Here is a 26,644-nt window from a genome sequence, read left to right as displayed (position 1 = left end):
CGAGGCCGCCCGCGCCCTCGGCCGGGCGGCGATCCTCCGCGTGACCCCGAGAAGACGATCGATGGACGAAACAGCTCTTCAGAGACCGCAGCAGGCAGAAAGCGAGGGCATTCCCGCTTTCGCCGACGCCCCGGCCGGCTTCGTGCTCGGAACGGTGGCGGCGGTTCTTTCCGCGATCGGCACCGTCTGGATCGGCTTCCTCATGATCCTGATCGTCTCGGACGTGATCGGTCGCAATTTCTTCGACGCGCCGATCACCGGCGTCGCCGAGATCGCCGGTTACTCCGTGGTCGCGATCGTCTTTCTGCAGACCGCCGCCGCCGTGATGCAGGGGCGGCTTACGCGGGCCGACTTCCTCTACCGGCGGATCGCCGGTCTCAGCAGGCCGGTTGCCGCAGCGCTGGAGAGCGCGTTCTGCGTCACCGGCGCCATCGTCTTCGCGCTCATCGCCTGGTCTTCCTCAGACAAGTTGATCACCGCCTATATGCGAGCCGAGTTCTTCGGCGTTCAGGGCGTCTTCATCGTGCCCACCTGGCCGTTCCGCGCCATCATCGTCTTCGGTTCGATCACCGCATCGCTCGCGGCGCTCTATCGCGCCTTCAACCGAACGCCACTACCGGCAGGCCAACGGAAATGACGTCACTCGAAATCGGCATGATGCTGATCGGCCTTCTCGTCGGGCTCGTCCTGTTCGGCATGCATATCGCCTACGCGCTGCTCGGCGTCGCCTTTCTCGGCATCTGGCTGATCCGCGGAAACATCGATCTCTCCCTGCGAATGCTCGAACTGACCGCCTATAGCGGCATTTCGGACTATCTCTTCGCCACCATCCCGCTCTTCGTGCTGATGGGGCTGCTCGTCAGCGTCTCCAATGTCGGGCGAGACACCTTCGAGGTGGCGGAGGTGCTGCTGAGACGCGTTCTGTGCGGCCTCGGAGTTGCGACGGTTGCCGCCAACACGGTCTTTGCGGCGGTGACCGGCGTTTCGATCGCCTCGGCGGCCGTCTTCACGCGGGTTGCGGTCCCCGAGATGACGCGGCACGGATACAAGGCCTCGTTCAGCGCCGGAACCGTGGCGGGCTCCTCCGTCCTCGGCATGCTGATCCCGCCGAGCCTGCTCCTCATCGTCTACGGCATCCTGGCCGAGGTCTCGATCGGAAGCATGTTCATCGCGGGGATCGTCCCCGGCATCATGCTGGCGCTCGGTTTCGTCGCCTTGCTGATGACGCTCGCGGCCTTCGCGCCCGGCTTCGTCTATTCCGATCCGAAGTCCATGGGCGAGCGCCGGACCGCCGACATGGTGCAACTGTCCACGGCCGAGATCGGCCTGAAGCTGATCCCCATCGTGCTTCTCGTGATGCTCGTTCTCGGCGGCCTCTACACCGGCTACTTCACCCCCACCGAAGCCGGCGGCGTCGGCGCCTTCGGGGCCCTGGTGATCGCGGTCGCACGTCGCAGCCTCGATCGCCGGAAGCTGTGGCAGGTCATGAAGCAGACCGGGACGGTTTCGGTTTCGATCCTTCTTCTCCTCGTCGCTGCCAGCTTCTACTCCCGCATGCTGTCGATCGCGGGCCTGCCCAACGCGATCGAGACACTGGTCGTGGAAAGCGGCTTCGGGCATTGGGGCTTCATCCTCCTCTACGTCCTCATCGTCCTCCTGATGGGGATGATCCTCGACTCCACGTCGATCCTCCTGATCATCGTGCCGATCGCGGCTCCGATCGCCCAGAGCCTCGGCTTCGATCTCTTCCATTTCGGGATCATCACGGTCATCGCGGTCGAGATCGGCCTCCTGACGCCCCCGTTCGGGATTTCCGTCTTCACCGTCCACAACACGCTCAACGACCCCGCGACATCGGTGGAATCGATCTTTCTGGCGACCCTGCCCTTCATCCTCGTGATGCTCGTGGTTCTCGCCGTCGTCATCGCCGTGCCGTCGATCGCGACCGTCTTCCTCTAGGCTGTATCCGCGATATCGCTCTTCGCCGCGGAAAAAACGAAGCCGCTTCGCGTCAGGGCGCCTGTCTCGTCGCTCGAGGAGCATGGCGCGAAGACCGCATCCCGATCGAGCGTCGCCGGGCGCGAACGGCGCGCCGAGCGATGCCCTCGACCGCAAATCTCGACCGGCTTCCGTCGCGGGGCACAGATCGTGTTAAGGTGTTCTCTCGATTTCGGAGGAGGAGATCGGTGAATGTCGGATCGCAGCCATGTGAGCGAGATCGAAGGCGTTCTGAACGGGAGGCAAAGTTGCCGCGATCCGCTGGTCGCGGCATCCTGGTCGCGCTGCGTCAACCAGTACGGGATGGACCCGGCGCGCCGTGAGCCGGCCCATATCGTCACCGAGAGCGAGCTGAGGGTCCATCGCGACCGCATCGAGCGGCTGATCTCGACCGCCCGCTCCGGCCTCAGCACCCTCTACCGGCAGATCGCCGGTCAGAACTACGTCCTTCTTCTTTCCGATGCGGCGGGCGTATGCGTCGACTATTTCGGCGGCGAGGAGGCGCGCGAACCCTTGCGGGAGGCGGGCCTCTATCTCGGCTCCGACTGGTCGGAGGGGCTTGCCGGCACCTGCGCCGTCGGAACCTGCCTCTTCACCGGTCAGTCGGTCACCGTCCATCAGGACGATCATTTCGGCATGGAGCATACGGCGCTGTCCTGCACCGCCGCCCCGATCTACGATCATCAGGGCAAGATCGCCGCCGTTCTCGACATCTCGCTGCTCCGCTCACCGATCGCCAAGTCAAGTCAGCGCCTCGCGATGAACCTCGTCGAGGCCACCGCCCGCCGTATCGAGCTCGCCAATCTCATGGATATGAGCCGGCGCGACTGGGTGCTGCGTCTGTCGAGGTGTCCGGAATTCCTCGACGTCGATCCGGAGGCGGCGATCTCGCTCGACGGGTCGGGCCGCATCCTCGGCTATACCCATGGCGCGGAGGCGCTTCTCCGGTTCGGCGCCGATCCCGAAACCCTTGTCGGGCGCCACCTCGACACCCTGACCGATATCGGCATGGACGATCTGCCCGACCGCATGCGGGACCGTCCGCGCGAGGAGCGCATCGTCCGCCTTCCCGATGGCGGGGCGCTCTTCGTGCACGCGATCGCGCCTCAGAGCGTCGCCGCCCGCTCGCCACTCCCGAGCAGAGCGCCGGCACGGACGAGCCCGCTCGCAAGGTTCGCCGGTCCCGAACCGAAGATGGACGCGCTCATCAATCGGGCCGAGCGCGTCGCGCGCACCGATATTCCGATCCTTCTCCTCGGCGAGACCGGAACCGGCAAGAGCCGGCTTGCCCGCGCGATCCATTCGATCTCGGCCCCGAAGGGAACCTTCCGGACCCTCGAATGCGCCGGTGCCGATCGGGCGAGCCTCGACGCGGCGTTCGAACCGTGCGCCGAGCCGGTCAGCCTGTTCGTGCGTGGCCTCGAGGATCTCGTGGAGCCGATGCAACCCGTTCTCGTCACCAAGCTGCGCGCGAACCCCTCGGTTCGAACCATCACCTCCACGCGCGGCCCTCTCGAAGGCTGTATCCGTCCGGATCTCCTTCATCGTCTGCGCGGCGTGACGCTCGAGGTTCCGCCGCTTCGCGAACGCCACGATTTCGACTGGCTGGTCGAGCGGCTGCTTCGCTACCGCGCAGCCGGATCGCGGCAGCTGACCGTCGCCGCGCGCGCCGCGCTCGCCTCGCGTCCCTGGCCGGGCAATCTGCGTGAACTCGAACACGTCCTCGATACCGCGGTCGCCTTGAGCGACGGCCCGGTCATCGAAGAGATCGACCTCCCGCCGTCCGAGGACCGGTCGATGGGCCGAACGGCCGAGCCGGTCGAAGAGTTGAGCGCGCTTCTCGATGCCTGCGGCTGGAACATGGCGGAGGCCGCGCGCCGGCTCGGTGTCGATCGCTCGACCGTGAAACGCCGCGCCGAACGCATGGGGCTTCGAGCGCAAGGCAGGGAGGCATGACGATCCGGCCCTGAGCGTTGCATCCCGTTGCGCCTTGTTGCGCGCCGTTGCGCGATGCAACGCCTCTATGGCGAGATCGACGATTTTCGGTCCTTGCCCGCCGGAGATCGTTGCTGGATGGCCCTGGCCGTTCCTATCGTCCTCCCAGTCAGAACGGGAGGAATGACATGCTCGACCAGGCCGTACAGCCCGAAAGCGAAACCGCGCGCAAGGTCCGGAAGGTCCTCGGTAAATTCGAGGAGGCCCTTCGCGCCAGGGACGTCGACGCCGCGGCGTCGATGTTCCTTGCGGACAGTTACTGGCGCGACCTCGTCGCCTTTACCTGGAACATCAAGACCGTCGAGGGACCGGACGCCGTGCGCGGCATGCTCGCAGAGCAGCTTTCCGCGATCGAGCCGTCGGGCTTCGACCTCCAGGAGGGTGAGGAGCCTGCCGAAGAGGGCGGCGTCACCACCGCCTGGATCACCTTCGAAACGAAGGCGGGTCGCGGCTGGGGGCTTCTTCGCCTGAAGGACGGCAAGATCTGGACGCTTCTGACGGCGCTGCAGGAGTTGAAGGGGTTCGAGGAGGCCAAGGGCTTCGACCGACCCATGGGGGCGAGGCACGGCGCGGACAAGAACCGGTCGTCGTGGAAGGAGCAGCGCGAAGCGGAGGCCGCCGAACTCGGCCGCACGGTCCAGCCCTATGTCGTCGTCGTCGGTGGCGGACAGGGGGGCATCGCTCTCGGCGCGCGCCTTCGCCAGCTCGGCGTTCCGGCGCTCGTTCTCGACAGGCATGAGCGTCCGGGCGACCAGTGGCGCAACCGCTACAAGTCGCTCTGCCTGCACGATCCCGTCTGGTACGACCATCTCCCCTACATCAAGTTCCCGGAGAACTGGCCCGTCTTCGCTCCGAAGGACAAGATCGGCGACTGGCTCGAAATGTACACCAAGGTGATGGAGCTCAACTACTGGACGAAGACGACCGTCCGGTCCGCCAGCTATGACGAGGCGGCGGGAGAATGGACCGTCGAGGTCGACCGGGATGGCGAGACGCTGACGCTGAAGCCCAAGCAGCTCGTCCTCGCCACCGGCATGAGCGGCAAGCCGAACCGGCCCAAATTCCCCGGCATGGAGGACTTCAGGGGCACGATCCAGCATTCGAGCGAACATTCCGGTCCCGACGAGTGGACCGGGAAGAAGGTCGTCGTCGTCGGCTCCAACAACTCCGCCCACGACATCTGCGCGGCCCTTTGGGAGAACGACGTGGACGTGACGATGGTCCAGCGGTCCTCGACCCACATCGTCAAGTCCGACAGCCTCATGGAGATCGGCCTCGGCGCTCTCTATTCCGAACAGGCCGTGCGGAACGGGATGACGACCGAGAAGGCGGACATGATCTTCGCCTCGCTGCCCTACCGGATCATGCACGAGTTCCAGAAGCCGATCTACGATGAGATCCGCGAACGCGATGCGGACTTCTACAAGGCCCTGGAGAAGGCAGGATTCGATCTCGATTTCGGCGACGACGACTCCGGTCTCTTCATGAAGTATCTGCGCCGGGGGTCGGGTTACTACATCGATGTCGGCGCCTCCCAGCTCATCATCGACGGCAAGGTAAAACTCGCCAAAGGCGGGGTCGAGCGCTTCGTCGAGGACGGGATCGTTCTGGGCGACGGGACGAAGCTCGAGGCCGATCTCGTCGTTCTGGCGACCGGCTACGGCTCGATGAACGGCTGGGCCGCCGATCTCATCAGTCAGGAAGTCGCGGACAAGGTGGGCAAGGTCTGGGGCCTCGGCTCCGACACGACCAAGGATCCGGGACCCTGGGAGGGCGAGCAGCGCAACATGTGGAAGCCGACCCAGCAGGAGGCCCTGTGGTTCCACGGCGGCAATCTGCACCAGTCGCGCCACTACTCCCTCTATCTCGCTCTGCAGCTGAAAGCCCGGATGGAAGGGCTCGATACGCCGGTCTACGCCCTGCAACAGCCCCACCACCTCGGCTGAGGCGCCGTAACGGCCGTCGCCGGGTCATGCGTGAAACGACGGCCGGCGGACCTGACGGGACGGACGAGGCGACGGGTTAGGTCTGCCTCGTCCGCCGGATCGCGCGTCTTGCGAAACCCGTCTCTCCGCCTCGTGACAAGGGCCCCGGAGCCCCGCACCTCGCGGGAGTTTCGTGTCGCTCCCGGCCCGATTGGCCGGATCAAGTCTCATTCAAACAGGGAGGAAAGCCATGAGCGATCAACAGAAGCGGGTGGCACTCGTGACCGGCGCCGGACGCGGGATCGGATTTGCGATCGCCCGCCGCCTTTCGGAAGACGGGTTCGCCGTCGCTCTCGTGGACATCGACGAGAAGACCGCCCGCGATGCGAGCGCCGCCATCGGATCGGCGTCGATCGGCATTCAGGCCGACGTAACGAAGCGCGACGAGGTCGTCAGGGCCATCGACACGGCCGAAAAGGAATTCGGAGGCTTCGACGTCATCGTCAACAATGCCGGTATCGCCCAGGTGCAGCCGATCCTCGACATCACCGAGGAGGAGATGGACCGGGTCCATGCGGTGAACGTCAAGGGAGTCCTCTGGGGCATTCAGGCCGCGTCCGAGAAGTTCAAGGCCCGCGGACACGGGGGCAAGATCGTCTCGGCCTGCTCGATCGCGGGCCATGAAGGGTTCGCGATGCTCGGGGCCTATTGCTCGACGAAGTTCGCCGTCCGTGCGTTGACCCAGAGCGCCGCGCGTGAGCTGGCCAAGGACGGCATCACGGTCAACGCCTACTGTCCCGGCGTCGTCGGGACGGACATGTGGAAGGAGATCGACGCCCGCTTTGCCGAACTGACCGGGGCAAAGAGCGGCGAGACGTTCGACAAGTTCGTCGACACGATCGCCCTCGGCCGATCGCAGACACCCGAGGATGTCGCCCGTCTGGTCTCGTATCTCGCAGGCCCGGACAGCGACTACATGACCGGCCAGTCCATCCTGATCGATGGCGGCATGGTCTATCGCTGAAAATCAATCAAGGGAGGACGTCTAGGATGAAGGCAGCACGCTGGCACGCCGCCAAGGATATTCGCGTCGAAGAGGTCGAGGAGCCGAGCCCCGGTCCCGGTGAGATCAAGTTGAAGGTCGCCTGGACCGGCATCTGCGGCAGCGATCTCCATGAATATCTCGCCGGCCCGATCTTCGTGCCCGTCGGCGAGAACCACCCCTTGAGCGGCGACAAGGCGCCGATCGTCATGGGGCACGAATATTGCGGCGAGGTCACCGAACTCGGAGAGGGCGTCACGGGTCTCGCCGTCGGCGACCGGGTCGCGATCGAGCCGATCTTCGCCTGCGACGAATGTCCCCCCTGCCGGGAGGGCCTCTACAATCTCTGCGAACATCTGGGCTTCGTCGGATTGTCCGGCGGTCACGGCGGGTTCGCCGCCTATTCGGTGGTTCCGGCCCGCATGGCGCACAAGATGCCGGACGATCTCTCGATCGAGCAGGGAGCCCTCGTCGAGCCCGCGGCCGTCGCCCTCCATGCCGTGCGCAGCTCGAAGCTCAAGGCCGGCGACAAGGCTGCGGTGTTCGGCGCCGGGCCGATCGGCCTTCTCACCATCGAGGCCCTGAAGGTCGCCGGCGCGTCCGAGATCTACGTGGTCGAGATGTCCGAAAAGCGCCGCGAGAAGGCGATGGAACTCGGTGCGACGCTCGCCATCGATCCGGCGAGCGAGGACGCGGTCGAAAGGATCCGCGAGGCGAGCGGCGTCGGCGTGCACGTCGCCTTCGAGGTGACCGGCGTGCCGAAGGTTCTGCCCCAGGCGATCGAGGCGACGCGCTTCGACGGGCAGACCCTCGTCGTCTCGATCTGGGAGGAGGAGGCCTCCTTCCATCCGAATGCCGTCGTTCTTCGCGAAAAGGAGATCCGGGGCACGATCGGCTACCGCAACGTCTATCCGGCGGTCCTCGAACTCATGCGGCAGGGTTATTTCCGGGCGGACCGGCTGGTGACGAAGCGCATCGGCATCGACCGGATCGTCGAGGACGGCTTCGAGGCGCTCGTGGCCGAGAAGTCCCAGATCAAGATCCTCGTCGAAGCACCGGCCTGATCGGACGAACGGCTTCCATACAACGCCTTCGGCCCCGGAACCTCGAATATCAGGTCCGGGGCCGAAGGCTTTTCTGCTTGCGCATCGGCCGCCTGAAGATCGGGTCTTAATCTCGCTCCGATCTCCGGAACAATCGGTGCGTGCTCCACGGGAACGCGGTCCGGGCGTGATGTCCGCCGGCGGGCAGAGTCCGCGGCCGGCGGCGTTCGAGGTCGCGGCGATCGTCCTCCGTCGCCGGACGAGAGAACCGATCCCTCGGGTCAGAACTCGATCGCGGTCGAGACCGTGTAGGTTCGCGGCGCGCCGGTGGCGAGGAAGCCGCGAGCCGCGCTCGCATAGTAGTTCTCGTCGAACACGTTCTCCACATTGCCGCGCACGACCACCTCCTTCTCGAAGGGGCCGACGAAGGCGTATTCGAGGCCTGCGTCGATGCGCGTCCAGTCGTCCACCTTCTGGAGGTTCGCCTGATCGTAGAAGACGCTGCCGGTATAGATCGCGCGGGCGTTCACCGAGAAGCCATCGAGCAGCCAGTCCATGTCGTATTCGGCATAGATGTTGGCCTGGGTGTCGGCGATGCCCGGCACGTCGTTTCCGTCGAAGAGGCCGCCGGCCGTCTTGTCGAGTTCGGCATTAAGGAAGGTCACGCCGCCGAGGAGGCGAAGGCTGTCGAAGACCTCGCCGAAGGCCGTCAGCTCAATGCCGCGATTGACCTGGCGACCGGAGACCGAGAAGACGTTGGTGACCGGATCGGTGAACGGACTGGGCTGTTCGATCTCGAACAGGGAGGCGGTCACGGCGAAGGTGCCGAGATCGTATTTCGCGCCCACCTCGATCTGCTCGTTCACCGATGGCGGGAAGATCTGTCCGGCATTGACCGCCCGGAAGGATGCGACCGGACCCTCCGTCAGCGCCTCGATATAGTTGCCGTAGACGGAGAACGCCTCGGTCACCTGGAAGAGTGCGGCGAAGGCCGGCGTGATCTTGTTCTGATCGTCGAAGAAGGTGACGTCGCCCTGGGTGGGTCCGGGCGTCGGGTCGAGGCTGCGCGAGCGGATGTTCTGGTAGCGGCCGCCGAAGGTGAGTTGCAGGCGGTCGTCGAAGACGGAGAGCGTGTCCGAGATCGCAAGACTGCTGGAGAGAAGATCGCCGAACAGCGGCCGCTCGCTGGCGAAGGGGTAATTCCTAAGATCGATGGTGCCGGCGAAGGGGACCGGGTTGTAGATATTGGTCCGATAGCTCGGGAACGATCTGCGTGGGAAGCCGCCCCGGTAGAGCTCGTTCAGCGCCTGGGTCGCCTGGATCGTGACCTCGTGCCCGATGCCGAACGTCTCGAAGGTCGAGCGCGCGCCCACCTCGCCGGTCTTGCCTTCGATGCGCTGGGGCTGGATGGCGAAGAAGTTCGTCGCATCGCCCCGCGCGTTCTCGATCCTGTAGGAGGAGGACAGGAAGTCCTCCTTGTAGTCGCCGATCCCGCCGGCCGCGTAGATCGTCGTGTTGTCGAAGATGTCGTATTCGAATCGCGTCGCGACCCCGACATGCTCGCTGTTGTTGAATTCGAACGAATTGGCGGTGTTGGTGCGCCCGTTCGGCGCATCGGGAATGTCGAAGCCGGGGGCTGCCTCGTTGAACAGCGAGACCGGCGCGGTCAGGTCCTGGTTGGAATAGATCACGTCCAGCGTGGCCCGGGCGCGCTCGCCGCGATAGTCGAGGCCGAGCGTGCCGACGCCGACCTCGATCGCGTTCCGGTCGAGTTCGGTATCGCCCTTGCGATAGGAGCCGTTGATCCTGATGCCGAATTCCTCGTTCGGGCCGTAGCGGCGGCCGAAGTCGAGATGGGGCCAGACGACGCTTTCCGAGGTGTAGGTGGTGGTCAGGCGCGTCAGGGGCTCGTCGCCGGCGCGCTTGGGAACGAGATTGATGGTTCCGCCGACGCGCCCGACGCCGCCGCTCAGAAGCGCGGTCGGCCCCTTGAAGATCTCGACCTGCTCGATCCCTTCCAGATAGCTGCGGCGCGGATTGGAGACGTAGAACAGCCCGTCGAAGGCGGTGTCGAGATTGGTGACCGAGAAGCCGCGGATGAGGAAGGAGTCCCGTTCGGAGAAGGCGGAGGCATCGTTGCGCACCGAGGCGTCGTTGAGGACGACCTCGCCGAGGGTCTGAGCCTGCTGGTCGCGGATGAGCTCGTTGGTAAAGCTCGAAACGCTGAAGGGCGTATCGATGAAGGGCTTGTTTCCGAGCGCGCCGAGCCGGACGCCGGTCGCAACGAGGCCGCCGGCATAGGGTGCGGGAGCGGTTCCGATCGTGCCGGTCGGTGGCGCGGCGGCGCCCGTCTGGGACCCGGCATCAGATCCGGTATTCGCGTTCGCTGCCTCGTCTGCCTCGACGACGACGGTCTCGAGAAGGATCGCCCCCGGATCCCCGGTGGCGGTCTGCGCCGATGCGGGGGCGGCGAGGAGGCCGAACACGGGCGCGGCTGTCAGGAGTAGGATACGGCGCAACCTGATCGTCGCCTTCGTCTCGGTCATCGGATTCTCTCATGGATCTGGAAATGGCGTCTGCGACCGCTTCGATTCGAGCGACGCGACAGACCAGAAAACATGATTATAAATGTCACATTATAGCAAGCCGTCCTGACGCGACGGAATGTGGGTTGTGGCCGCGATGCACGAAAGTTCGAAAGCTTCCAGAATGACCGCAGGGCAGGGGTGGAGGAGATGGAGGGGGGGGAGGTCGCAGGGCCCGCGAACCCCGTCTCTCCATCTCTCCATGAAGCGCGATCGTCGCCTGCGAACCCGAGAACTCGTTAGCGAGCCCCGGAATGCACTGGGATGCGCCGCGCGCAGGACAGGCTCGCGGATGACCGTCGATCATCCGCGTCGCTCTCGGTCGAGGACGCAGCGAACGCCTTGTCGGCAAGGCCGGCTACCGGCTCCGGTGCCTGAAGCCCGCCGCGATCATTCCACGCTGATCGAAAGAGCCGCCGGCTCCAGCGCTTCGGTCTGATCGGTGACCTGAACCTCGTAGTCGCCCGCCCGCATCGGGTAGAAGCTGAACGAGACCTTGCCCTCGCCCTCGCATTGCAGGGCCCGGAAGGACAGTCCCTGGAGATAGACCTCGATCGTGTCCACCGTCAGGACGCGCAGGTGGAGATCGCGAACGAAATCCGCCAGATCGAAGGCGAGCGAGGGATCGCCGTCCTGATCCGGACGGCATGCAAGGTTCAGCCGATAGTATTCGCCGCGCGTCAGTTCGATCGTCGCCGGGGAGAGAACGATGCCCTCCGGTGTCGCGCTGGCTTGGATGTCGACATCGCTCGGCGGGCCGCCGGTCGGTTGGGCATGGCCGGCGGAAACGAGCGCGAGATGGGCGGTGAGAGCGAGTGCGATCGGACGGACGAACGCCATTCTGTGACCTTCCGTGAAACGAGAAGACCGGGTTTTCCCGAAGCATCCGGCCGAGACGCGGATACGGCTTTCGGTTCATCCGGTACGGCATCGAGAATTAGAGACCCGGACCCGATTGTGAAATCGGATCCGGGGCGCCCGCGCGGTTCAGTTGGACGGAACCCCTTCGACATAGGTCTTCAGCCCGTCGAGCCCCGCTCTGACATAGGCCGTCATCGCCTCGACGGCGGCCTCGTCCGTCTGGCCGTCCTTGGGAAAATTGCTCGTATCGGCCCGGTAGAAACGGCCGATCCAGCGGACCGTCGTCCTTGCGTCCCCATTCGCCTCGAGCATCAGCTTGTCGTTGTAGGAACTTACGGCGAGGGCTTCGGGGTTCGGCTCGCCGAGCCGCCAGGCGACGACGCCGCGCTCCTTGCTGGCGACGTCGAGCGTCTCGGTGATCGTGCCGCCGTCGAGCGTCAGCGTGCGGCTCTTGCCGTCCTTGCCCGTCTCGGCGGCGCGGACCTTCGGATGCCATTCGGCGATCGAGCCGAAATCCGACAGGACCGTCCAGACCCTGTCCAGCGGCGCGTCGATGACGACGCTCTCGTCGGTCTTCTGCGGCGTCGGCCCGTGGGCGAATACGGGCGATGCGATCGGTACCGAGGCGATGAGAACGGCAAGGCCGGCCTTGAGGGCGAAGCGGCGGTTGAAGCTCATGATGAAAGCCTCTCTCTGCTGGTGTTGAGGGGAAGTGGCGCCGCCGGACTGCGGCGCCATGGGACGAGGCCATTCCAGGCATAGGCCGAGAACAGGCTGAGAAGCGCGAGCGCGCCGAAGATCGGCGACAGGTCGACGGTGGACGCCAGGCGATGGGCGCTCGTATGGCCCTCGATCTGTTCCTCGATCTCTGCGATGTCGCCGAGCGGCGCATAGCCGAGGCCGGCTTCGCCCCCGATCTCGCGCAGATAGTCGGCCTTGACGCTGGTCAGGTGCTCGTTCGAGGTCGAGGCGAGGTTGCCGACCGGATTGTTGCGGGGATGTTCGGTTCCCGATCGTTCCGCATCGGGCGGCACGATGCTGACGAGGGCGCCGGAGGCGATGTCGCGCAGACTGTAGAACCCGTCCGGATTGCCGCGGTCGTCATATTTCGGGATCGGAACGAGGGCGCTTCCTCCGGCTCCCAGGATCAGCCCCGCCGTGGTGTCCGGGTTGCCGGCCGAGCGCCGTCCGGCCGTCGGGACGGGCGGCGCTTCCTGACCGTCGGTGATGAAGACGAGATCGCTGTCGAAATCCTCCGCGATCGTCTGGGCGGAGGCGAGGCCTCGCACGATACGGCTGTCGCCCTCCCAGGCCATGCGCCAGTCGAGCCGGGATACGGCTTCGGTGAACGGCGCGAAGTTGCGGCAGGTCTCCACCGGTTCGATCAGCGGGAAGCTCCGGCGCTCGGTGAAGACGCCGAGCCCGACCTTCGATCCGCAGGGCAGACGCCGCACAATCTCGGTGACCATGCGCTTGGCCTCGTCGAGGCGCGAGCGGGGGGCGTCGGTCGTGCCGTAGTCGCGCGCGGTCATGCTGCGCGTCAGATCGACGACGAAGAAGAGCGTGCGAACGTCGCGGTCGCGGGCGAGCCTCGGCCCGAAGGCGGCGAGGGCGGCGAAGACGAAGGCCGCCGCCACCAGCCAGAACACCATGCCCCGGTTGCGCAGCCACCTCATGGCAGGCCTCTCGGAACGCCGGGAAGGTCGGTCCAGACGTCCCGCGGCCGCTTGCCGTCCTCTTCCGGTTCGATGGCGGTGCGGGGGAAGACCCGCACGAGGCGGCTTGCGATGTCGAAATTGTACTTGATGTCGAAGTCGTCGGGGGTCAGCCGCATCGCCCGGCGATAATCGTCCTGCGCAAGGCGGATCGTGACCGTCGCCTCGTTGATGTCGTTGGCCTCGATCTGGTCGAAGGCCGTCTCCATGCGGGCATTGGCGAGCGCGAACCAGAACGCCGCCTCGATCTCCGGTTCCCGTGAGGTCTCGAAACCCGTTCCGAGCGCTTCGGCCTGCGCGAGGTCGCCGGCTGCGAGCCGGCGGTAGGCGGCCGCAAGAAGGAGCCTGGGGGGTGCGTCGGCGCCGATCTCGACCTCCTCGTCCGCTGCCATCGAGCGAATGGCGCGATTGGCCTCCCATGCGTTGAGGAGATGGACGGTCTCGTAGGCCGCGAACGCGAAGAGGAGGACGAAGGCCACGGATAGGCAAAGCGTCACGAGCCGGTCCTTCAGGCGAACCGGAATGGACGAAATGCCGAACCGCGACGAATGGCGGGGATCGGCGCCTCTGGTGGATCGTACCCGGCTCACGCGCCGCTCCTCCTTAAGGGCGGAAGCGTTCGGGCCCTCTCGACGAACGGCGTCTCGAAACTCTTGGCGAGCACCAGAAGGGCGAGCGCGATCGCCGCGCCGAGATAGGCGTAGCGCTCGAGGTCGAGGCGCGGCACCTCCTCCTCGTAGGCGAGGGGACGGGCTTCGAGCCGATCGATTTCCGCGATCGCCTCGCGCACGGCGTCCGGGCTGTCGGCCTCGAAGGCGCGATAGGGGACGCCCAGCGTCTGGAGAAAGAGGTGGAGATGGCGCTCGGGACGCGTCTGCGGGGTATCGTGCTCGCCCGAAGCCGGCACGTCGAAGATGCCCTTGGCGCCGTCCGTGCGCAGGAAGAGCCAGTAGAGATTGACCGGCCGGCGGCCGATCGTGTCGCGCAACTGCGCCTGAACCTCCCGGCTGATGACGCCGGCGCCGTCCGAGACGAGAAGGATGGCGCGCGAGGCGGCGGCGGTCTCCGAGCCGAACGCGCCGGCCGCAAGCGCCAGTCCCCGGCCGACATTGGTCTGGGCAAGGCCCGGAAAATCCATGGTGGCGATGGCGCTCTTGACGATCTCGTGCCGGTCGGTGAGCGGGACGGCCTGAAGGGGCGCGGTGGAGAACATGGCCACCCCGACCCTGTCATGGGCTCGCCGTTCGATGAAGTCCGTGAGGAGGCGCCGCGCCGCATTCGCCTTCGATTCCTCCGCCCCGTCCGGACGCCGGTTCGCGAAGGTGCTCTCCATCGACGACGAGCGATCGATGAGGATCATCAGATGCGCGCCGCGTCCTTCGCGAAAGACCACCTGATCGGTTCGGTGAAGGCCCGCGAGCGCCAGAATGAGGCAGGCGAGTGCCAGCAGTCCGAGGATCGGCAGAGCGATCGAGAGGAGCCGCGAGGGACGATCGGGCACCGCTGCCGCGATGTTCGGATGCGGCGAGCGCCTGAGGACCGATACGACCAGCGGCAGGAGCGCGAAGGGCAGCGCCAGGAGCAGAACGGGATGGTCGAAGGCGAGCGCCGGCATCGCTCAGGCGTTCCGCTCGACGAGCGCGAGATCGCGCCCGAGTTTGCGCAGATCGTCCGGCGCGAGGAGATGGCGTGCGCCCGCCTCGTCTTCGGCGAAGAAGAGACGCCGCGAGGCCCCGTAGAAGCGGTGGAGATCTTCGCCCAGCACGCGGAAATCGGGTCTCCTCACCAGTTCCCGGTCGAGATCCTCCGAAAGGAGACGGTGGCCGAAGCTCTCGTCGAGCCCGCGATGAAGGAGGACGAGCGCGGTCCGGTAGCCTTCGCCGGTTTCCAGATCGAGTTTTGCGATGCGGCGCTTCGCACCGGCGAGGGGCCTGGCCTTGCGGTGTGAGGCCGGACCCCATCCGCGATGCCAGCCGACGCCGAGCGCGAGCAGCGCGAGCCCGCCCCAGGCGGCCGCCGTCAGCAGCTGGTCGCGCCTGGTATCGATGACGGTCAGGGGCTTGTCGCGGCGCATGGCATCGGGGGAGGATTTCTCCAGGATCGGCCGCAAGGGGGCAAGCACGACCGAAAAGCCGCTGAACTCCGCATCGCGGCGCTCCTGGTCGCCCGAAGCCTCGGAGCGCAGCTGCACGGACAGCGACGGGATGGCGATCTCGCGCGGCTCGAGCGGCACGTAGAAGCTCTGATAGACGATCGTGATGTCGTAGTTTCGCGTTCCGCCTGCGTCCTCGCTCCGGGTCTCGATCGAGCGGATCTCGGTGAAATTGTCGATCGGTCCGGCTTGCGGCAGCGATCCGGGATCGATCTCGAGACGATCGGGCATCTCGATCCGGCCCTGCCAGGTGAAGGTATCGCCGAGGAACCAGCCGACACGGCGCGGGGTCTGCGAACTCGTTCCTATCTCCGCGTCCTGCGCGGCTGCGCCGTCCGGTACGCCGAGGGCCAGAAGGCCGGCAAGAACGAGGGGAAGGGGCCGGACCTCAGTCATGCCGCGACCGTTCCGGAGAGAAGATCCTCGCTCAGGCTCCGCAGATCGATCTGGCCCGTGACCTGGAGTGGCTGGCAGCCGGTCTGAACGAACAGACGGAAGAGAGCCTGCCGCCTCGCCGTTCGCTCGCGCCTCCACGTCGCAAGAAGCAATGGACGCAGAAAGATCAGTCCGCGCCCCGCACCTTCGAGGTCGTCGAGATGGACGAGCCCGAACCGGCGGTTCGGCATCTCGGCGTCCGGATCTGCGACGACCAGCGGGCGCACGTCATGAAGGGCCAGCGCGTCGAGGAGCGTTCCGATCTCGCCCAGGGGTGCTGCGAAATCGGAGACGACGAAGACGAGGGACGGGGAGGCGGGCAGAGAGGCCGCGCATTTCGCAAGGCCCTCGAGGCCCGCGCCGGACGGCTGCACGGCGGCGAGGGACGTCGCGACTTCGAGCGGTGCCGAAGCCCGCCTCGTCGGCTGAAGTTCGAAGACCGGGGCGGCGTCACCGCACGCCGCGACGATACCGACCTTGTCGCCTGCACGGCGAACCGCCTCGGCGAGCCCGGCCGCGAGTGCGACCGCCACGGCATGGCGCGAGACCGTTCCCTCGAACCCCATGGAACCGGAGAGGTCGACGAGGATCCAGACCGTTCCGTTCGAAGGTTGCGCGAAACGCCGGATGCGGATCTCCTCGAACGGATCGGTGATCGAGGCCTTGAGGTCGATCCGCCGGGCGTCGTTGTCGCCGGCGAGCAAGGACAATCCCTGGAACCGTCCGAACGGGCCGGGACTGCGGCTCGCGTGATTGCCGGGGCGCGGCGAGGAGACCCGGTGACGCATGGCATAGACGAGATGCGAAAAGGCTTCGAGATCGAGTTCCGTGGGGATTGCCGGACGGGCCGCATAGGTCATGGGCAAGCGTCCTTCAGACCGGAACCGGAACCGCGTCGAACAGCGCGGCGTGCAGTTTCGGCGCGATCTGGTCGCGGCGCATCTCGTAGATCGGCGAGAAGAAGATGCGATGGCCCATGACCGGAGCGAAGATCGCGCGGATATCGTCCGGAACGAGGCTGTCGCGCCCTTCGAGCCAGGCGCGTGCCCGGGCCGCGCGAACGAGAGCCGAGATCCCGCGCGGGCTCGCGCCGCCGACGATGAGGCGGGAGATGTCGACGTCCTCGATGGCGATGCCGGCCCGCGCCGGATCGCTGAGGGCGTCCCACAGGCCGAGGAGATAGGTCTCGATCGCCGGGCTCACCCGCACGCCCGTCTGGATCGCCGCCGCCACCCCGTTCAGCCGGTCATAGGGCAGCACGGCCTCGTCGATCCTATCGATGAGGCGGTCGGCGTCATGGAAGACGGGATCGAAGGCAAGCCTGCGCCGGACGTCCGGATCGGCGGGCGTCTCGATGCGGATCTCCATCATGAACCGGTCGCGGGCGGCGGCGGGGAGCTCGAAGGTCTCGTCGCGCTCCACCTTGTTGCGGTCGGCGAAGACCTGAAGATGGGGAAAGCGGAGCTCCTTGCGGAACGCGCTGACGCTGCGTTCGGCCATCATGCGCAGGAGCAGGGAATGGACCTGGGGCCGGGCCCGGTTGATCTCGTTGAAGAAGAAGACGGCGAGATCCTCGCCATGGGCGATCGCGGGACCCGGATCGATCCTCGGCCGACCGTCCTCGGCGATATAGGCCGAATAGAGCATGTCGTTGGGCATCAGGTCGATCGTGCCCTCGATCCGCTCATAGGGCCCGCCGAGCGCCCGTGCGACCGTGCGCAGAAGCGTCGTCTTGCCGACGCCGACATCGCCCTCGAGAAGAACGTGACCGCGGCAGAGCGCGGCGATGGTGAGGAGCCTGATCGCATCGGCCTGTCCGAGGACGACCTCGCCGATCCTTCGTTCGAAGGCCAGGGCGCGGCTGCGCCAGTCCTTGAGATCACTATCGAGACGATCGAGCACGACGCAAAACCTTCAGGGGATGCCTTGGTCGCGGTGCCGACGAACGGGCGTCGGGCGCCGGACCATCATCCTGCCGGACCACCGGCGAGCCCGCCCGTCCGCCTTTGGGAGGTCACCAAACGGGTGGACGAACCGGTCGCCCGACAGGAAGGGTGAGGCCGGCGGCAAAGCCTCGACGAGGTCTCGCCGCCGACCGATCTGGTAAGCGCGATGCTACTGGTTGCCGCTCGTCGCCTCGGAGCCGCCCGAGGAGGGGATCTCCGAAACGTCGAAGACGAATTCACCGGTCTCCTGGAAGTGCTTCACGCGCATGGCGTTGCGCTCTTCCATGCCCTTGATGGATTCCTGCTGCTTGTTCAGTTCCATGGGGTCGTGCTGGGGGTCGTATTCCGAACCCTCGACCTTCTCCGGATAGCCGGGCTTGGGCTCCCAGCAATTGCCCGGCGCCCGGCAATTGGTGCCGTCATAGGCGAGCGACGGGACGGTTGCGAACGGTGCGGCGACGAGTGCCAGACCGGCGATGATCAACGTCTTCTTCATGGATTGCCTCCTCCTCCTCAGGGTCTTCTGGTCTTCGCAAGGGGGACTGCGCCCCCATGCCGATGCGGCGCCGATGGGCCGGGTGAGGGATGGACCTCCACGCGACCGGTTCCGTCCCGGCGCCGGCGATGTCAGCGGATCAACCGGCGTGCGCCTTCGGATCGAATGGCTTGAAGGTCTCGCGCTGCTCCGGCGTCAGCCATTTCGCCTTCTTCGGATCGCCCTGGTAGAGATGGCGGATCCAGGCGACGACCTTCAGCATCTCGTCGAGATTGAGATTGCTGTATTGCGGTCCCATCATGCCGGATGCGCCGCCATAGATCGTCTCGAAGAGGCCCTTGTCGGTCTCGTTCTTCGTATAGGTCCAGTAGTCGTCGTTGAGCCCCGGTCCGAGCTTGCCCTCGGCATAATGGCCGTGACAGCCCGAGCAGGCCGTCAGGTAGAGGCTCTCGCCTTCGGGGAAGATCGCCTCGTCGCCGGTGTAGATGTTCTCGCCGGTGTCGAGGAAATGCTTGACCGCCTCGGTATCCTTGCCCTCATCGGGGGCGTAGGACAGATCGAGCGGTGTTCCCTCGACCGTATGGTAGAACTGGATCGCTCCGACCGCCGACACCGTCGGAACGATGACGGCCGATACGATCAACGCAACTTTCAAGAAACGCATCACCACAGTCTCCGGATTCAGTTCCTGGCCGATTCACCGGCGCCGTCGTCGCCGGTGGTCTCGGCGTTCGAGGCGTGGTCTTCGGCCTTCTTGTCGTTGTCAGAAGCGTCTGCGAGCGGCAGGGACGGAATACCTTCCTCCGCGATCACGGCCGCGATCTCCTCCCGCGACGCCGCCAGCGCCTCGTTGATCTCCTTCATCAGCTCGTCGTCGCCCCGCCGCGTGGCGATCGACTGGGAATATTGAAGGTCGACCGTCTGCCCGTTCTGGAGTTCGAGATCGTTCTCGATCAGGGACAGGCGCAGCTTGCCGTCGCTCTGCTTGACGTAGCGGGCGACCTCCGGGGCGAAGGCGATGGCGAGATCGGCATTGCCGGCGCGCACCTCCTGCACCAGACGGTCGGCCGGCACGTCGAGATACTGGTTGCGCCGCGACTTGAAGTCGATGAGCGAGTAGAGGTAAGCGAGGTTGTCCTCGTATTTGCCGCTGTATTTGAGCATGGTCCCGGCCGGCGAATAGAGCCGCGTCGCGAACCGGGAGAGGCCGTCGCCGCCCGCATCCTGCCAGCGGGTGCCCGAAAAATCGTCCGAGGCCTCGCTGACGAAGGCATAGGCCGACCGGTAATAGGGCTCGCTCGTCAGCAGCCGGTCGTCGCCGGAATCGACGCCCATCAGGACGTCGCAGGTCTTCTTGTCGAGACCGTCGCGCACGAGGTAGATCGCCGGGCGGTCCACCCATTGATAGTCCAGTTCGCGCCCCATGGCCTTGGCGAGGATGGCGGCGATCCTGTTCTCGAATCCGTCCTCGTCGGCCGTGGAGAAGGGGGCCTCCTTGGTCGAGGCGCAGACCTTGAGCGTGCCGCTTTCGGACGTCTCGCTGGGTCCCGTGGCGGTCGCGGGCATCGGGGCGGGTGCGACGATGTTCGGCTTGGGGGTCTCGGCCGAGCTCAGCCCGGTGGAGGCGAGAAGCGCCAGGACCGGAATGATGGAGAAACGCGTGTTCATGGCTTTGAAAACCGACAATTCGGGTTGATACGACGAGGGGCAGGCGGGAGCGCGGCCGCTTGAAGCCGCGCTCCTTTCGATCGCGGATCAGCCGCGGTTTGCCTCGCTGCCGGATGCCGGCTTGAGGTTCGCGTCGCGCTCGCCCTTCTGGGCGCTCGTCGGCTCGTACTCGCCGGTGTTGACGTCGTCGGTGTAGACGCTCTCGCCATCCAGCGAGAAGACCATCACGCCGCCGCCCATCTGGGTGTAGTTGGCAAGCTCGGAGAACGCGCCGACCGCGCCGAGACCGGCCGTCGGATCGTTGAGGTCGAAGACCAGGCCCACGCCCGGCCAGCCGCCGACACCGTAATAGATCGCCACATACTGGCGGCCGTCATGCTCGTAGGTCATCGGATGTCCGATGGCGCCGGAGGGAAGCTTGAACTTCCAGAGGAGTTCGCCGGTGTCGGAATCGCGCGCCTTGATGAAGCCGTCGAGCGTTCCGTAGAACATCACCCCGCCGGCCGTCGCGAGCGTTCCGCCCCAGGCCGCGAAGCGCTCCATGACTTCCCATTTGAAGTCGCCGGAGATGGCGTCGTAGGCCTTGACCTGACCGAGGCCAAGATTGGCCTGCCGGTCGCCCTTCGGGCCCGGATACATGTTCAGCGTCGCACCGACGAAGAACTGACCCGCCCGATAGGGGAGCATGAAGGGCTCCCAGTCCATGCAGATGTGGTTGATGCCCATGAAGAAGGACTGGCGCTCGGGATCGTAGGAGTCGTGACCCTGGTTGTGATAGCCCATCGCCGAGGGGCAGATGTCGCGGCCCACATGGTCCATGCGGGTGCCGAATTCCGGATCGCGGATCGGAATGCCCGTCTCCAGGTCGACCTGCGTCACCCAGTTGACCGTATCGTCGATCTTGTCGGCCGAGACGAGGTCGCCATTGGTGCGGTCGAGGGTGTAGACGATGCCGTTGCGGTCCGGATGGGTCAGAAGCTTGCGCATCTTGCCCTCCTTGTCCTCCTGCTCGGAGAGCATCATCACGTTGACGCCCGCATAGTCCCATTCGTCGTGCGGGGTCTTCTGATAGGCGAACTTCGCCATGCCGTCGTCCGGGTCGCGGCCCCAGATCGCCATGGTCCACTTGTTGTCGCCCGGCCGCATGGTCTCGTTCCAGGGCGCCGGATTGCCCGAGCCGTAATAGAAGAGATCCTCGCCCGGATCATAGGCATACCAGCCCCAGTTGGTGCCGCCGCCGATCTTCCAGGCATCGCCTTCCCAGGTCTCGATGCCGAGATTCTTCTGCCCGTAATGGGGGTTCGGTGCGTTGAAGTTCTCCGCGAGGCGAATGTCCTCGTCCGGCCCCGTCGCATAGGCGCGCCACTGCTGCTCGCCGGTCTTCACGTTGTAGGACGTGACATAGCCGCGAACGCCGAGTTCGGCGCCGGACGAGCCGACGAGCACGTTGTCCTTGATGACGTAGGGCGCGATGGTGAGCGTCGAGCCGACCTTGATGTCGGAATTCTCCATCTCCCAGCGCGTCTCGCCGGTCTTGGCGTCGATCGCCACGATCTTGCCGTCGAGCTGGGTGCGGAAGATCAGCGGCCCGACCTCGTCGTCGCCCGGCCAGTAGGCGAGGCCCCGATTGACGACGTCGCAGCAGGCAACGGCGCGTGCGGTCGGGTCCTGCTTGGGCTTGTTCTGCCAGACGATCTTGCCCGGATCGTCGAGGTTGAGCGCGAAGGTCGTGTTGGGGAAGGGCGAGTGGATGTACATCATCCCGTCGACGACGAGCGGCGTGCCCTCGTGGCCGTGCAGGACGCCGGTGGAGAAGGACCATGCCGGCTTCAGGTCGGCGACGGTGTCCTTGTTGATCTCGGTCGACTTCGAATAGTTGTTGGCATCGTAGTTGCGACCGGTCATGACCCAGTTCTGCGGGTCGTTGGCCAGTTCGACCAGCTTGTCGTTCGCAAGGGAAGCCGACGGTGCCGCCATGACGATCGCCGCCGCCAGCGATAGCGCAGACGCAGAGTAGAAGAATCGTTTCATATTTCCTCCCAGTCCAGCCGCAGATCCGCCACGCGAATGCGAGCGACGAGCGACGGTCGATTTCGATGAATTCGGCGCCGGTCTCCGGGCCGCGCCAGCGATCCTCCCAGATCGCAGAGGAAAGGTTTGCACCGTGCCGGGCCGCTGTCATTAGGAGTTGCTGGCCAAAAGTCCGGGAAGAAGTTCCCGTTATTTTCTCGACTTTTTCAATTGCTTAGTCCGACGGCCGGCGATATTTAACGAGACGTGGGCCCCAACTGAACAGGATCGTCGCGCCGCTGCGTGACACGGGTGTGAGCGATGGCTTCGGTGATCGGAGACAGGCCGCTTTAGCGCCCGATATCCGGCAGGATCATCGCGATTTGTTCCGTGGGAGGCGTGAGGATGACGAGGTCGTTGGGTTATCGGTCAACGACAACCGTTTGGGGCAGGGCAGCGCTCCTCGCCCTGCCGCTCGGCTTCATGCTGGCGGCCTGCGACGACCCGCCCGTCGTCGATCGTGCCGAGGCTCCCGCCCCGCGCGAGCCGAGCGAGGAGGGCCCTCGCTGGCAGACGGTCAAGGACACGACACCCACACCGCTCTTCCTCGCCCGCGCGGCCCGCCACGATGCAAGGCTCGGAGAGGATGACCCGGAGGTCGCCCGTTACGACAGGCTCCTGCGCGAAGCCGAGCGCCTTTACACCGATTCGCCGCGCATGATCTCCAATCGCCTGATCCAGGGCAGCGACTATCTGGCCGGGCAGGGCAGGCCGATCGGGCCGGACGAACTCCTGCTGGGACTCGAAGCCTTCGCCGGCGAGCGGCGCCGCTCCTTTGCCGACGACATGCACCATTACCTGAACCTGCGCGATCGCGGGGCCGGGCACGAGGACGCCATCGCGAGCCTCGAAAAGGCGAGCGGACCGCAATGACGCTGGCCACGACCACGCCCATGGCGAAGCTCTCCGATCGCAAGCGCGTCGGCACGCTGAAACACCGGATCGCCATCGGCCTCGCGCTGGTCAGCCTCGTCGCATGGGCAGCGCTCGCCATCGTCATGATCGTCAATGCGAGGATCGCGACCTCGCGGGAGGTCGAGGCGTCGTTCTTCATCGCCGAACGCTATGCCCGCGGACAGGCCTCGATCATCGAACGCTCCGACGACCCGCGCGCGGCCCTTGCGCGTCTCTATGGCCAGCTGAAGGAGATCCGGCACGTCTCGGCGTCGATGGCGTTCAGCGACGGCTCGCCGGTTCCGGTCGCCTCCGATCCCGGCGACGACGAGATGCGGCACGAGGAGGACGAGGCGGAAGCGCCCGCCTTCTTCGCCAACCTCATCCAGTCGTCCGAATTCCATACCCAGATCCCCGTCGTCGACGGGACCCGCACCCTGGCGGTCATCACCCTTCACTCCAATGCCGAGGACGAGATCGCGGAGGTCTGGGAAGACTTCCGCTTCATCCTTCCCATGGCGATGATCTACGGGCTTCTCCTGTCGGCCGTGGCGCTGGTGCTGGTCAATACGGTGTTCAGGCGGCTCGACGAGACGTCCCGGGCCCTGTCGCGGCTGAGGGCGGGCGAGACCGGAACCCGCCTGCCGGAGGCGGGCTTTGCCGAATTCGCCCCGGTCGCTGCCGGTTTCAACGAGCTCGCATCCTCCCTCGCGGCCGAGAAGCGGTCCAACCACGAACTGGCGAACCGGTTGCTGACGGCCCATGACGAAGAGCGCCGCAGGCTTGCTTCCGACCTTCACGACGAGGTCGGCCCGAACCTCTTCTCCGTCCGGGCCAATCTCTCCTACCTGAAGCGCAGGCTCGGCGAGCGCGACGCGAAGACCGTCGACGCCCTCCACGAACCGCTCGAGACGCTGGAGGGCAGCGTCACCGACGTGCAGCTCCTGATGCGCCAGATCCTGTCGCGGATGAAGCCGGTGATGATCGGCGACGTGCCTCTGGCGAGCGCCATCGAGACCCTCGCCTTCGACTATCGGCGCGTGACGCCCCATCCGCTGGTCGAAGTCGATTTCGCGACGGCGGACATGACCTTCGGCGAGACGGTCGATCTCACCGTCCACCGCTTCGTCAGCGAGGCGATCCTCAACGCGCTCCGCCACGGCGGCGCCAAATCCATCGACGTCCGCGCCTCGATGAGCCCGATGAACGAGTTCGGACGACGGCAGCTCGAAGTGACGATCCGCGACGACGGGCGCGGTCTGACGGCCCAGAGCCGCCAGGGGATCGGCCTCAGCAGCGTGCGCGAACGCGTCCACACGCTCGGCGGCACCTTGAGCGGGCCGCAAAGCATGGATGGACGGACCTGCGTCTCGATCGCCCTTCACGGGCTCGAGGCGAAGGTCGCGAAAATGGCGAGGCCCCCCGCGGGAGCGGTCCAAACACGGAAACTGGCATGACGACGGCCCTCATCATCGACGACCACCCCATCGTCCTGCAGGGGTTCATTCGCAGCGTCGAGGCGATCGGTGCCTGCAAGGCGGTCGGCTCGAGCAGTCTTGCCGACGGGTTTCGGCGCTATCGGCAGATCAAGCCCGACATCATCGTCCTCGACCTCTCCTTCCGCGACAACGCCTTTGCCGGTCTGTCGCTGCTTCGCCGGCTCCGCCGGATCGATGCGACGACGCCGATCCTCGTCTTCAGCATGCACGACGATCCAACGGTCGTGAAACAGGTGCTCGTCGCCGGCGCGAACGGCTATGTCCAGAAGGACATCGCGCCGGAAATGATCGGGGAGGCGTTCACGAAAGTGCTTTCCGGCGCCCCCTTCCTGACGCCGGAACTCGCGACCCGCGTCGCCCTCCTGAACCAGCGCCAGGAAAATCCGATCCTCGAAAGCCTCAGCTCGCGCGAGATGGAGATCCTGGCGCTGATCAGCCGCGGCTCGTCCTATACCGAGATCGCCGACCAGCTGGGCATCAGCTACAAGACGGTCGCCAACACCGCCTCGAACCTCAAGGCGAAGCTCTCGGCCCGCAGCCTGCCGGAACTCGTCATCAAGTCCATCCGCCTGCTGCAGTGATCGCACGGGCGAACGCCGGATCCGGGTGACAGGCCTTATCGACCGGGCGGGATGCCGACCCGCTCCTCCTCGGACGACAGCCCTCGATCCGGCACGGACACTCAGTCGAAGATGTCCGGGATGACGGCCTGTTCGGCATCCTTCCAGCGACGCACGATCTTGGCGACCTCGTCGATCTCGTCGTCATCCAGATGCCGGGCGCCATCCTTGCCGATGCGGCAGAGATTGAAGGGCTGGCCGACGCTCGAGGAGGTGAGGTCGAGCGCCTGAAGCACCCTCAGCACCGCCGCGCAGCCGAAGCGCAGCGAGCGCTCCCGAAGATGGAAATGGGACAGCAGCGCATTGGCCTGCTGCGCCATCGGCGCGCCGCTTCCGATCGCGTGAAAGCCGATATCATCGTAGTGGCCGATCATGCCGGAGGGCGTGATCTCGATGATCCAGGGCTTGTCGTCCCGCCATCCGGCGGCCATCACGTAGGCGGCCGGCGTTCCGCCGCCCTCCTCGCCCGGCACGTCCTTGATGAAGGTGTCGTAGTGGTGTCGCAGGATCGGCAGGACCTGTTCCTGCAGCGCGCGGCCGATATCGGAGGCCTCGAGAATGGCGGCACTGTTCTCGTCGAAGCTGCGCTGCACGTCGTGCAGAACCGAGCGCGCGCCGCTTCCGCCCCAGGCGGCCGAGGCGCCCAGCGGGTGAAGCTTGTCGGCCGGATAGGTCATGTCCCGCCCCTTGTCCGTGATCTGCGAGTCGGAGCCGAGAACGACCCCGTCGCGGCAGACGGTTGCGAGTACGACGGTCATGAAACGGTCCTTCTGATGCGCATTCTCGGGTCCTCCCAGTGGCCCTTCGTCTCCTGCGCATATGGAAGAGCGCTCCCCATTGCACAGTTCACGGGGCTTTTCGCCTGCGGACGGACCCTCGGATGGCGAGGAGCGGATGGCGAAGCCATGTGCGCGATCGGGGCCGAACATCCGGCAGGCGGCCGGAGCGATGATGCGATAGGCCACATGGCCCTTCTCGCGGCGTCCGGTCTACCCTGGGCTCGCCGGTCCTCGACCCGCCTCGCACGACACCTGCCCATGGATGGAAGCGCCCATGAGACCGAAGCCCGATCCCATCCGACCCGGCCAGGAGAGCGTCTGGTCGTTTCCCCGCCCCGCCATCGCCGAGCCGACCACGGCCCATATCGTCATCGAGCATGGCGGCCGGCGGATCGTCGATAGCCGCCGGACGGTTCGCACGCTGGAGACCAGCCATCCGCCGAGCTACTACATCCCGCCGGACGATATCGAACCGGGCGTCCTCCGGCGCGCGGAGGGAAGCTCCTTCTGCGAATGGAAGGGCGCGGCCGTCTACTGGGACGTGGTGATAGGCGAGACGGTGATCGAGAGGGTGGGCTGGAGCTATCCCTCGCCGACCCGGTCCTTCGCCTGCCTGAAGGACCATGTCGCCTTCTATGCGCGGCCCTTCGACGGCTGCTTCGTCGACGGGCAGAGGGTGACGCCCCAGGACGGTCCCTTCTATGGCGGCTGGATCACCGATGGTTTCGCAGGTCCGTTCAAGGGCGGGCCGGGGAGCCTCGGCTGGTAGGAAGACCTTCGCTGCGGCGGACCGTCGGAAGGGGCACTCGCCGCCCCGTCGAAGACCCTTTCGAGGGGTAAGAACTCGTCCGATCGGCAAGTCAGGCAGACGGCTTTCCTCCGAGCCATGGGGACAGGCTTCCGCGACTTGCCTCGCGCGTG

At 65.9% G+C, this 26,644-nt stretch carries 24 protein-coding genes; 10 read left to right on the top strand and 14 right to left on the bottom strand.

The window, feature by feature from the left end; genetic code table 11:
- Positions 1-61: 61 nt before the first annotated feature.
- The 6 genes from DYI37_RS10960 to DYI37_RS10935 all read left to right on the top strand — a co-directional run bounded on the left by DYI37_RS10960 (position 62) and on the right by DYI37_RS10935 (position 8,024).
- Complete coding sequence (locus DYI37_RS10960; protein ID WP_116683263.1) at positions 62-637, top strand: TRAP transporter small permease subunit; 576 nt, start codon at positions 62-64, stop codon at positions 635-637.
- The gene (locus tag DYI37_RS10955) at positions 634-1,959 is read left to right on the top strand and encodes a TRAP transporter large permease (RefSeq protein WP_116683262.1); all 1,326 of its coding nucleotides are present in this window, start codon (positions 634-636) and stop codon (positions 1,957-1,959) included. The genes DYI37_RS10960 and DYI37_RS10955 overlap by 4 nt, the downstream gene beginning before the upstream one ends.
- Before the next feature lie 231 nt (positions 1,960-2,190).
- A complete protein-coding gene (locus DYI37_RS10950) occupies positions 2,191-3,954 on the top strand; it encodes a sigma-54-dependent Fis family transcriptional regulator (protein ID WP_116683261.1) in 1,764 nt (587 codons plus the stop codon).
- A 167-nt stretch (positions 3,955-4,121) separates the two neighbouring features.
- Entirely contained in the window at positions 4,122-5,939 is a 1,818-nt protein-coding gene (locus tag DYI37_RS10945; RefSeq protein ID WP_116683260.1) for an NAD(P)/FAD-dependent oxidoreductase, read from the top strand.
- Between the two features lie 229 nt (positions 5,940-6,168).
- Positions 6,169-6,942 carry an acetoin reductase gene (locus DYI37_RS10940; RefSeq protein ID WP_116683259.1) on the top strand — a complete coding sequence of 258 codons (774 nt, stop codon included), beginning with the start codon at positions 6,169-6,171 and terminating at the stop codon, positions 6,940-6,942.
- A gap of 26 nt (positions 6,943-6,968) precedes the next feature.
- Complete coding sequence (locus DYI37_RS10935) at positions 6,969-8,024, top strand: 2,3-butanediol dehydrogenase (RefSeq protein ID WP_116683258.1); 1,056 nt, start codon at positions 6,969-6,971, stop codon at positions 8,022-8,024.
- A gap of 260 nt (positions 8,025-8,284) precedes the next feature.
- Here DYI37_RS10935 and DYI37_RS10930 read toward each other — a convergent pair whose 3' ends face one another.
- The 13 genes from DYI37_RS10930 to DYI37_RS10875 all read right to left on the bottom strand — a co-directional run bounded on the left by DYI37_RS10930 (position 8,285) and on the right by DYI37_RS10875 (position 21,892).
- Positions 8,285-10,549, bottom strand: coding sequence for a TonB-dependent receptor (locus tag DYI37_RS10930; protein ID WP_116683257.1), 2,265 nt, complete (start codon positions 10,547-10,549; stop codon positions 8,285-8,287).
- Between the two features lie 429 nt (positions 10,550-10,978).
- Positions 10,979-11,428 (bottom strand): hypothetical protein, encoded by a 450-nt coding sequence (locus DYI37_RS10925; protein WP_116683256.1) that lies wholly within the window; start codon positions 11,426-11,428, stop codon positions 10,979-10,981.
- 147 nt (positions 11,429-11,575) lie between these two features.
- On the bottom strand, positions 11,576-12,127 hold the full coding sequence (locus DYI37_RS10920) for an SRPBCC family protein (RefSeq protein WP_158555148.1): 552 nt from the start codon (positions 12,125-12,127) through the stop codon (positions 11,576-11,578).
- Entirely contained in the window at positions 12,124-13,125 is a 1,002-nt protein-coding gene (locus DYI37_RS10915) for a vWA domain-containing protein (protein WP_158555147.1), read from the bottom strand. The genes DYI37_RS10920 and DYI37_RS10915 overlap by 4 nt, the downstream gene beginning before the upstream one ends.
- Positions 13,122-13,754, bottom strand: coding sequence for a hypothetical protein (locus tag DYI37_RS19995; RefSeq protein WP_158555146.1), 633 nt, complete (start codon positions 13,752-13,754; stop codon positions 13,122-13,124). Before DYI37_RS19995 ends, DYI37_RS10915 begins: the two co-directional genes overlap by 4 nt.
- Positions 13,751-14,779, bottom strand: a complete 1,029-nt coding sequence (locus DYI37_RS10910) for a VWA domain-containing protein (RefSeq protein ID WP_116683253.1) — start codon at positions 14,777-14,779, stop codon at positions 13,751-13,753. The genes DYI37_RS19995 and DYI37_RS10910 overlap by 4 nt, the downstream gene beginning before the upstream one ends.
- A gap of 3 nt (positions 14,780-14,782) precedes the next feature.
- The gene (locus DYI37_RS10905; protein WP_116683252.1) at positions 14,783-15,712 is read right to left on the bottom strand and encodes a hypothetical protein; all 930 of its coding nucleotides are present in this window, start codon (positions 15,710-15,712) and stop codon (positions 14,783-14,785) included.
- The gene (locus DYI37_RS10900) at positions 15,709-16,611 is read right to left on the bottom strand and encodes a DUF58 domain-containing protein (protein ID WP_116683251.1); all 903 of its coding nucleotides are present in this window, start codon (positions 16,609-16,611) and stop codon (positions 15,709-15,711) included. The genes DYI37_RS10905 and DYI37_RS10900 overlap by 4 nt, the downstream gene beginning before the upstream one ends.
- 13 nt (positions 16,612-16,624) lie before the next feature.
- A complete protein-coding gene (locus DYI37_RS10895; protein ID WP_116683250.1) occupies positions 16,625-17,653 on the bottom strand; it encodes an AAA family ATPase in 1,029 nt (342 codons plus the stop codon).
- Positions 17,654-17,866: 213 nt separating this feature from the next.
- The gene (locus DYI37_RS10890; RefSeq protein WP_116683249.1) at positions 17,867-18,193 is read right to left on the bottom strand and encodes a methanol dehydrogenase [cytochrome c] subunit; all 327 of its coding nucleotides are present in this window, start codon (positions 18,191-18,193) and stop codon (positions 17,867-17,869) included.
- 139 nt (positions 18,194-18,332) lie between these two features.
- Positions 18,333-18,857: a cytochrome c(L), periplasmic gene (gene moxG / locus DYI37_RS10885; protein WP_116683248.1), complete on the bottom strand. Its 525-nt coding sequence runs from the start codon at positions 18,855-18,857 to the stop codon at positions 18,333-18,335.
- Between the two features lie 17 nt (positions 18,858-18,874).
- The gene (gene moxJ, locus DYI37_RS10880) at positions 18,875-19,861 is read right to left on the bottom strand and encodes a methanol oxidation system protein MoxJ (protein ID WP_116683247.1); all 987 of its coding nucleotides are present in this window, start codon (positions 19,859-19,861) and stop codon (positions 18,875-18,877) included.
- Positions 19,862-19,948: 87 nt separating this feature from the next.
- Entirely contained in the window at positions 19,949-21,892 is a 1,944-nt protein-coding gene (locus DYI37_RS10875) for a methanol/ethanol family PQQ-dependent dehydrogenase (protein ID WP_116683246.1), read from the bottom strand.
- Positions 21,893-22,288: 396 nt separating this feature from the next.
- On the opposite strand from DYI37_RS10875, the gene DYI37_RS10870 reads away from it, so the two are divergent.
- From DYI37_RS10870 to DYI37_RS10860, 3 genes are read left to right on the top strand one after another with little or no spacing between them, the layout of a single operon-like run.
- Complete coding sequence (locus DYI37_RS10870) at positions 22,289-22,804, top strand: hypothetical protein (RefSeq protein WP_116683245.1); 516 nt, start codon at positions 22,289-22,291, stop codon at positions 22,802-22,804.
- A complete protein-coding gene (locus DYI37_RS10865; protein ID WP_116683244.1) occupies positions 22,801-24,282 on the top strand; it encodes a histidine kinase in 1,482 nt (493 codons plus the stop codon). Before DYI37_RS10870 ends, DYI37_RS10865 begins: the two co-directional genes overlap by 4 nt.
- Positions 24,279-24,905 (top strand): response regulator, encoded by a 627-nt coding sequence (locus tag DYI37_RS10860; RefSeq protein WP_116683243.1) that lies wholly within the window; start codon positions 24,279-24,281, stop codon positions 24,903-24,905. The genes DYI37_RS10865 and DYI37_RS10860 overlap by 4 nt, the downstream gene beginning before the upstream one ends.
- 101 nt (positions 24,906-25,006) lie before the next feature.
- Here the strand turns inward: DYI37_RS10860 and DYI37_RS10855 are convergent, their stop codons facing one another.
- Positions 25,007-25,702: an Ntn hydrolase family protein gene (locus tag DYI37_RS10855; RefSeq protein ID WP_116683507.1), complete on the bottom strand. Its 696-nt coding sequence runs from the start codon at positions 25,700-25,702 to the stop codon at positions 25,007-25,009.
- A gap of 295 nt (positions 25,703-25,997) precedes the next feature.
- On the opposite strand from DYI37_RS10855, the gene DYI37_RS10850 reads away from it, so the two are divergent.
- The gene (locus DYI37_RS10850) at positions 25,998-26,492 is read left to right on the top strand and encodes a DUF427 domain-containing protein (protein ID WP_116683506.1); all 495 of its coding nucleotides are present in this window, start codon (positions 25,998-26,000) and stop codon (positions 26,490-26,492) included.
- The last annotated feature ends 152 nt before the right edge of the window (positions 26,493-26,644 follow it).

It is taken from the genome of Fulvimarina endophytica, from assembly GCF_003403015.1.
Taxonomy (GTDB): domain Bacteria; phylum Pseudomonadota; class Alphaproteobacteria; order Rhizobiales; family Rhizobiaceae; genus Fulvimarina; species Fulvimarina endophytica.
The sequence above is the reverse complement of the archived record's forward strand: the minus strand, read 5'-3'. Positions and strand labels throughout refer to the sequence as shown.